Genomic DNA, 8,165 nt, shown 5'->3' on the forward strand with positions numbered 1-8,165 from the left:
CGCCATACTCAAGGAGCAGCCGCAATGAGTCAAGCCATCATCCATCTGACCGCCACCGTCGATCCACGCGCTCACATCGGTGAAAACACCCGTGTGTGGCATTGGACTCAGATCCGTGAAGGAGTAACCGTTGGCAGCGAGTCAATCATTGGCAAGGGGTGTTATCTCGATGCCGGAGTCAAGATTGGCAACCGGGTCAAGATGCAAAGCAATGTCTCGGTGTTTCACGGCGTCACGATCGAGGATGGGGTCTTTGTGGGACCGCACGCTTGCTTTACTAACGACAAAACCCCACGGGCGATCAACCCGGACGGGACGCTGAAAGGGGCGGACGATTGGACGATAGCGCCGACACTGGTGCGTTACGGGGCGAGCATTGGCGCAAATGCAACAATTGTGTGCGGGATCACGATTGGCCGGTTTGCGATGGTCGCCGCCGGAGCAGTGGTGACGCGCGATGTGCCCGATTACGGGTTGGTGATGGGCAACCCGGCCCGGTTAGTCGGGTATGTTTGCCCGTGCGGTGCGCGCTTACCGGGAGGGCCAGCGTCAACGACGGAAGCGCGCACGTGTCCGGTCTGCGGAAGGGTGACGTTGGTGGGGGGCAGAGAGTAAGAAGGAGGGAATAGAGTGGTGGGCATTAGCGAATAGTGTGCGGAGCGAGCGGGAGCGCGAGTTGCGCGCGCGCCATCTCCCACTCTCCAAGCGGGGCTAGTTCGATCTGGTTAGTGGCCGGATCGAGTAGCAGGACAGCGCGTTCAAAGTACTGGGCTAAGCGCTTACTGCCATCGGTCAAGGTCATAGTCAACGGCGCACTCAGTGGATCGCCGAAGAAGATCTGCCCGCCTTGACGCTGCCAATAATCAGCAAAGGGGCCAGACGGCCAATCAGCGGGCCGGCCTATGGCTTCGCCGCCGCCATACGCTTGCGCCGCCGCCGCCTTGGCCCCCAACGGCGCCATCTGCACGTAGGCGATGGTATCGCGCAAGGTTTCATCAACCACGATCACAGCGCGAGCGAAGCGTTGGCGCATACCGGTGGGTGAAATCTCGGCCGGCGCGAGCGGTGCGCCAAAACGTTCCATACCGCCAAGCGCGCGCCAGAAGCGATAGATGACGGCCGGCACCGGCGTTTCGCTGATGATCCCCGGTGCAGGTAACGGCAACACCTCGGCGGTATTGGCTAACACTGCGCGCAAACCGGCCAGATTCTCGGCTACTTCAGGCTGATCGCCGGTCGCTAGTTCGGGGGTAATCGCCGCAATACCAAGGCCGGCGGCCCAATCATGCATCCCGCCGGTAATCATATAGCGATCCCAGAAACGAACATACTCATAGCCGGCAGCCGCAGCGTAGAGTTGCGCCATTGCAATTGACGGCGGATGTTCGCAACGAGCCGGAAAGACGAGACCAGCGTTAGAGTGAAGAAAGATCGCGCCGGCGGCATCGAGCAAGAATGAGCGGATGAGGCGTGTTTCGACTTGCGAGTCGGGATAGGGGCCGCCAGTGTCTGAGACAATCCCACGCGCGCCTTGCACCCGCTGCTGCCAATCATTCTCCGGGCACGCATCGTGACTAGTATCCATGTTACGGTTAAGATCGACGCCAGCGGCATCGAAGCGCCACCCACGCGCCATTCCATCAGGGTTCAGCAGCGGAATGATCACGAGCCGCACCTCAGGCGGTACCTCAGCCGGATGCGCGCGAAAATGATCGATCAGTGCCAAGGCCAGCCGGTAGGTATTGGCTTCGGGGGCGCCGTGGGTCGCCCCCACCACCACCAACTTACGCGGGCCATCACCGAAGATGACAGCCTCGATGGGGCGGCCTTCAGCCGAGCGACCCAGTTCAACAGTGCGGACGGACGTGACTTGCGCTGGCGGCGCGCTGGGCAACCAGCTTACGATCATGAGCAAGATGACCAATAGGAGATGTGGCATAGTTCAGATAAGACAATGCAGACCGGCAAGCGGGCAACGAGCGGTTTCCATCTCTAGTGTATCACTATGGAACGGTGAAGTGCGTTGGCAACCATAGCCGAGCGGCACTATGCGATCGCGCATAGAAGTGACTCCCCCTCGCGCAGGAGATTGCTTCGCGGCATCGGGCATTGCGCAGCCATGCTCTTTTGCGGCTCGCAATGACATCTGGATAGCTGGCTCTCGAACGCTACTTGGCGACTGCATCGAATTCTCTAATCACCGTCCTGCCTTGGAGCGGGCTAGCAGCCTATGCTCTACGGCGTAACAATCTATAGCGCATTGTTGCCACCGGGATCGCAAGCGTATCCGACAGCCGGCATCAGAACGACACTTGGCGTCTTCACGCGGATCAATCTCACTTACAGTCGTGCCTCTTCCTTCAGGCGCAGATAGGTGTTGACCACCGAGACGGTCAGTGAGGTCGCCGGCACATCGAGCGTCAGTGCACCACTGCGTTGGATTTGGTCGAGCAACGCGCGCCGCTCATCGGCCAACTGTTCGGCGACCAACCGGCGAAACAGGCCGTAGCTATCTTGCACTGGTCGTCCGATCACATTGGCGATGTTTGGATCGCTAATCGTGACACAGAGCGGCAGGTGGCGGCGAGCGAGCCGGCGGATGTGGGTCATGAGCGGTTGCACCGCAGCAGGGTTAGCCAGATCGGTAAAGATGATCACTAGTGCCCGCCGTTGCTGGCGTTGATCGAGGTAGGCTAATGCCGCCGCTATATCGGCCTCAACCGGCTGGGTCTGCACATTGTACAGCGCTTCGAGCAGTCGCTGAAACTGAGCTTTCCCCTTGCGCGGAGGAATAAAGTTCTCGACTTTGGCGGCAAAGGTAAGCATCCCAGCTTGATCGCCCTTACCGATCACCACATAACTCAGCATCAGCGCTGTATTAACCACGTAATCGAGCCGGGTCAGACCGGCGTCCTCAGGTTGGAGCAGATCGACGACCGGCGTAGCCATCAAGCGTCCGGCATCGATCACACAGATGATATGCTGGCTCCGCTCGGCCTCAATCTCGGCAACGATCGGTTTGCCACGCCGGGCAGTCGCCTTCCAATTAATCCGGCGATACTCATCATCAGTCGTATACTCGCGCAGATGTTCAAACTCGCCACCCTGCCCCAATTGGCGGATCGAGCGCAACCCGATGGTACGCAACTGGCCGCGCCGAATGACAAGATCATACTTCCGCGCTTCCAGCAGATTCGGGTAGACCTGTACCGTCTGAGCAGCGGGAAAGCGCACCTGCCGGCGATGACAGCCGAGCACGCCTTCGTAGCGCATCACCACATCACCAAACTGATAGTCGCCGCGACGTTGTGGACGAACATGGTAGCGCAGCTCGCACAAGCCAAACGGCTCAGCGACGCCGGCCAACAAATCGGCGTCAACCGGCATTTCAACCGGATACTCATCACGCAAGGTGAAGCGGAGCGGACGCGAGGCGGCGTTAGTAACGAGCACGGTAATCAGATTAGCAGCGCCAAGGGAGAGACGCTGATCGTGCAAGCGTTCGACCTCGATCTGGTCAGGTCGGGGCGAGAGCAGTACATCGCTAATCAATACCCCACCCACGAGCAGCAAATAGATCACCGCCACCCAACTCAGCAGAGGCGCAAACGCCGCGCCGGCGATCAGCGGCGCTGCCAGCAAAACCAGTACGAGCAGGCGTAACGTTGGCAGCATACGATTCTCATGATTGGCCCAAACGATTCGTTTGGGCAAGGAACCGGTGCAATTGGTCAGGGCAATTGGTTAGCGTCAAAATAGGTTTGCTTGCTCATTACCGATTGCTAGAATAATTGCGCGCAAGCAGGCTTAAAGTGTCTGCAACGACCACTGATAAAGAAACACGCGCAGGAGCCATGCGACAGTGCTCTCAACCAACAAGTAGCTCACCAGCGCGCCAGCCACCACCTTGCCAGCGGTATGATACTCGGCAATCTGATCCAACGCAACCCCGACAAGGATCGCCAGCGCCGGCAGGCTGAAATACCAATGCTTATTCCAGAGGCTAAACTGGTGATCAATGAGCATCCCCAGCACCAATAACACCAGATACCCCGCCATCACGCTGGCCGTCCACGTCCAGCCGCGCCGCGCCAACCCCACTATCCCAAGTGGCACGAGCACAAGCGGCAACACACGGGTATGACCCCACATCTGGGCAAACAACGAACCGACCAAAGGCGAAGGCAACCGATCGTGCCCTAACCGATCGCTCTCGGCTAGACGCGCCGCCAGCGCGATCAGGGTCGGCAGGACGTAGTGCCCGTAATAGAGCGCCAGAGCCAGCACGATACTGATTCCCAATGCTGCCAACACCCGCGACCCTGCCACCGCCAACTCAGCCCGCGCGCACCACGCAAACAGGCTTGCCAAGCCAACTACCAGCGGCACAAAGGCCATATGAGTAACGTAGATGAGCATAGCTACGAGTAGCATTCCAATGATTAGACTAACAGTTAACCACGACCAGCGTTCGTGTCGTACAACTTCATTCATGATCAGCAGAGTCAAAACTACCCACCAGACACCGATGATCGTCGGGTAGCTCCCATCGTGAAAATACAGATGGGTTACCGGAAAACCGGCGAAGAGCGTGCCAGCAAAGAAACCGGCGCGTGGGGTATAGCCAGAACGCACCAGCAAGAGATACAGCAAAAGCGGTGTAGATGCATTGATAACACTAACGAGAAGCTTTAACGCTATCGTCATCTGCTCGGTTGAGGGAAAGATTGCAGCAAGCGGAACAAAAGGGTAGTAGCTCACTAACGAATAGGGGATGACATCGATACCCCATTCATACTGATTTGACAACCGGCTCTGCACGATATCGCTTTGACCACTAGCTATGAGCAGGACATGATTTGCGCGGGCACGATGATCGATATCGATAAAGAGTGATGCATTCATCCCAACCACATGGCAGACAAACAACACACCTGCGACGACACTCAAGCGTGCAAGCCACATCGAGGAATGTTGCCGCCAAAATCGCAATCCCGCTTGCCACACTCCCCAACAGCCCGATACAAAAAGGCTGGTAAGCACAATAGATGGAAAGAGTTGAACCGTTGGTAGTCGGGCCACTGATAATGCATAACTCAGTGCCACCGTGACACCTACTGAAATACAGATACGCTCAAACAAAGGAAGACGAAGTGCAGATACGCCAAGATAGACAGTAACTGCAATAAGTAGTAGCCACAGATACACCTCTTTTGGCATTGCACCTTGAGCAAGCTGTACGATTTCTAACTTTGTGACCGCCATGCCAAATTTGGTTTCGTTGTATGGTGGAAGCGGTTCAATTTCAAATACCAATTCATTTGCATCACTACGAAGAAACATTGCAGGTATCAAGAGGAACATCCTATTCCAGCCGGGCCGCAAGCTTTTTTGCGCAATGTGTACGTTATTGACAGATATATCTAGTCGACGATCCTCAATACCACCACCATGGACTTCAAAGAATAAAAGATGATTGGCATCGCTCAGCGCTTGCAGACGAATACGAGAGCGAGCGGCAAACCAACGAAATAAACCCTTCTCTCCACTCTCAACCGGCCCAATACCATAAACCGACACATCAGGAGGGAGATCAAAGGGAAATCGATAATGAAGTTCATTTGTGAAGAGGGTGACAAGAACAGGAGGCAAGACAAGACAACACAAGAGAAAAGACAATAGTTGTTGAGACATAAGGTTACGAGCACGGCGATAAACACTCATAACGTGACCTTCAGCGCGAGGAATGCGTAAGCTAATTCCTTACAATCGAATGGCAGGACGTATGCATGATGAACAGCAATACTGCTCTGCTCGGCAATCGCTATGAGGTGAATTATAATCTATAGCGAGTGTACCACTCGAAGCGTGCCGACCACGCTCAGACTCAAGAACTCACCGCATCACAAAACTGAACGCTATGCTCTTTCACCGTCTCTTCCATACCCCACCCCACGCGTGGTCAACCGTCTCATTCACAACCAGTGAAGGTTCTCTCCTCTTCATGACGGCATTTCTTATCTCAGCGGCATTTGGGGTCATCCGGCAAATACTGTTTAATGCCCGCTTCGGGATTGGCGAAGAAGCAGCGGCCCTCTACGCCGCGTTGCGTCTCGCCGAGACGGTAAGTACGCTGATTGCCGGTGGTGCGCTGACCAATGCGTTAGTGCCGTATGTGCTAATCGCGATGCGGCAGCACAGCAGCGCCGTTTCTACACTAATCAGCCGGCTCTTGACGATCGTGATGACAGTGGCTGTACCATTCACCCTTGTCTTCGGCATCACTGCCCCAGCACTGCTCCGTTGGCTCATTGCGCCGGGGCTTGATCCGGCAACACAAGCGTTGGCGACTCTGCTCACCCGCATCCTGATCGCCGAGATTGTGCTCCAAGTGGCGTATGGAGTCCTCAGCGCGGTGTTGATTGCCCGTGGCCAGTTTTTTCTGCCGGCGCTCGGCATTGCACTGCGGAATACGGTTATTATTCTCACGCTCCTCTGGCCGCAGGCGAGCATCGTAACTACAGCGATTGGCTCACTCGGCGACTCGGTTATTCAGCTCTTGCTACTCGTGCCGGGATTATTACATCACCGCCTACGGCTGCGACCGGCATGGCGGCTACGCGATCCGCTCGTGCGCGGAACACTGCGGCTGGCAATTCCGGGTGCAATCTCAGGAACGATTAACTACAGCAACGCGATCGTTGACACAGCGATTGCCAGTCTAGGCGCACAAGCAGCCGGACTTGGCGCTATGCATAATGCGCTCTTGTTGGGGCATCTTCCCCAGCGACTTTGTGGCACAGCCATTGGTCAAGCAGCGTACCCATACCTCGCCGCTGCAGCAATTGCGCGCGATCGTTCCCTCTTTAAGCGGCGCTGGCTCTGGGCAACCGGCGCCGCCATTATGCTCGCCACCCTCAGTGGGCTAGCGTTGGCATTCGGCGGACGCTGGCTCATCCAGATTCTGTTTGAGCGGGGTGCATTTGACAGCGCCGCCGGTGATCTCACCTTTGCCATTCTGCTGATCTTCGCAATCGGGCTGCCGGTGTACGTCATGGTCGAAGTCACCGGACGAGCGTTGATAGCACTCGGTGATGCGCGCACCCCTTTGGTAGCCAACCTTGCCCAACTCGCAAGCCGCATTACAGTGGCAATACCACTCTGGCCTACTGTCGGCGTCCTTGCGGTACCGATAGCCACGGTTGTAAGCAGCATTGTTGAAGCCGTGATCCTTGGCGGTATGGTATTGATCCGACTACGCATACCGGCAGTATGGCAAGGAGTAGCGAACGAAGCGCAAGTGGTCGCGTGGCAAGATCGAGATGAGCAGAGCGGACTGGCTGAAAAGCCAAAAATTGCTTCTTAACCTGACTGTTGCCCGATCAACAAGACACCTACCGCTAATAAAGCGTAACCCCATGCTTATCAAAAAGTAACCATATCTCTCGTTTTTTACGAAGATCATAGGCTATACTACAGAAAAACCGATCATCGATCGGGAGAAGTGCAATGGCGCTTGCAACGACATCATCAGATTTGCCAGAGTCGCACTGGCTAGGATGTGACGATGCTGCCCTGAAAGCCATTTTCGATCAGATACCTCTTTGCATCTGGGCTGTTGATTGCAATTATCAACTCGTATACGACAACGCCACCTTCCGCGCTCATCCACCGGCAGATATCTCATCCTCACTTCAACCCGGCTCATTAGCTCTCCCCCCTGAGTCGGCAACTGAACGCAGAGCACACTGGCAAGACGCATACCAACGCGCGTTCAATGGCGAAGCGCATACGGTTACAATCGGCGCTGACAGCTATTATGTACAACCGTTCCAGCACCCGAAGCTTGGCACCTTGGCCGTGGTTATAACGACAACGCCGCCTGCATCTACTGACGACAGCGCACTCAAAGCTGTCATCGCAGCAATTCCCGACCCATTGGGCATCTACGAAGCAGTGCGCAATCTGCGTGGTCAGATCGTCGATGCGCGGATCACGGCGGTTAACGCAACGATGTGTAGCGCAACCGGGTACCGCCGCGAGCAATTACTGAACCAACGGTTGCTTGATCTCTTTCCGCATTACCTGAATGATGGCACCTTCGCCGATTTACGCCGGTTGATCGAGACCGGCGTGCCAGTGCGCCGGACAACTACCATCCCCAA

At 56.1% G+C, this 8,165-nt stretch carries 6 protein-coding genes; 3 read left to right on the forward strand and 3 right to left on the reverse strand.

Annotated features, from left to right (window positions below; genetic code table 11):
* The first annotated feature begins 24 nt into the window (after nt 1-24).
* Nucleotides 25-615, forward strand: coding sequence for an acyltransferase (locus Q1A00_RS10895; protein ID WP_298406921.1), 591 nt, complete (start codon nt 25-27; stop codon nt 613-615).
* 25 nt (nt 616-640) lie between these two features.
* Here Q1A00_RS10895 and Q1A00_RS10900 read toward each other — a convergent pair whose 3' ends face one another.
* From Q1A00_RS10900 to Q1A00_RS10910, 3 genes are all read right to left on the reverse strand, one after another.
* Nucleotides 641-1,939, reverse strand: coding sequence for a M14 family metallopeptidase (locus Q1A00_RS10900; protein ID WP_298406918.1), 1,299 nt, complete (start codon nt 1,937-1,939; stop codon nt 641-643).
* Between the two features lie 401 nt (nt 1,940-2,340).
* Complete coding sequence (locus tag Q1A00_RS10905) at nt 2,341-3,675, reverse strand: DUF58 domain-containing protein (RefSeq protein WP_298483109.1); 1,335 nt, start codon at nt 3,673-3,675, stop codon at nt 2,341-2,343.
* Nucleotides 3,676-3,807: 132 nt separating this feature from the next.
* Nucleotides 3,808-5,724 (reverse strand): hypothetical protein, encoded by a 1,917-nt coding sequence (locus Q1A00_RS10910; RefSeq protein ID WP_299756740.1) that lies wholly within the window; start codon nt 5,722-5,724, stop codon nt 3,808-3,810.
* Nucleotides 5,725-6,004: 280 nt separating this feature from the next.
* Between Q1A00_RS10910 and Q1A00_RS10915 the strand changes: the two genes are divergently transcribed.
* Both Q1A00_RS10915 and Q1A00_RS10920 read left to right on the forward strand, forming a co-directional pair.
* Nucleotides 6,005-7,366, forward strand: a complete 1,362-nt coding sequence (locus Q1A00_RS10915) for a murein biosynthesis integral membrane protein MurJ (protein ID WP_299756743.1) — start codon at nt 6,005-6,007, stop codon at nt 7,364-7,366.
* A 143-nt stretch (nt 7,367-7,509) separates the two neighbouring features.
* A partial coding sequence (locus tag Q1A00_RS10920; RefSeq protein WP_299756746.1) for a PAS domain-containing protein occupies nt 7,510-8,165 on the forward strand: 656 nt, incomplete at its 3' end.

Origin of the sequence: uncultured Chloroflexus sp. (assembly GCF_938091255.1) — a bacterium.
Lineage (GTDB): Bacteria > Chloroflexota > Chloroflexia > Chloroflexales > Chloroflexaceae > Chloroflexus.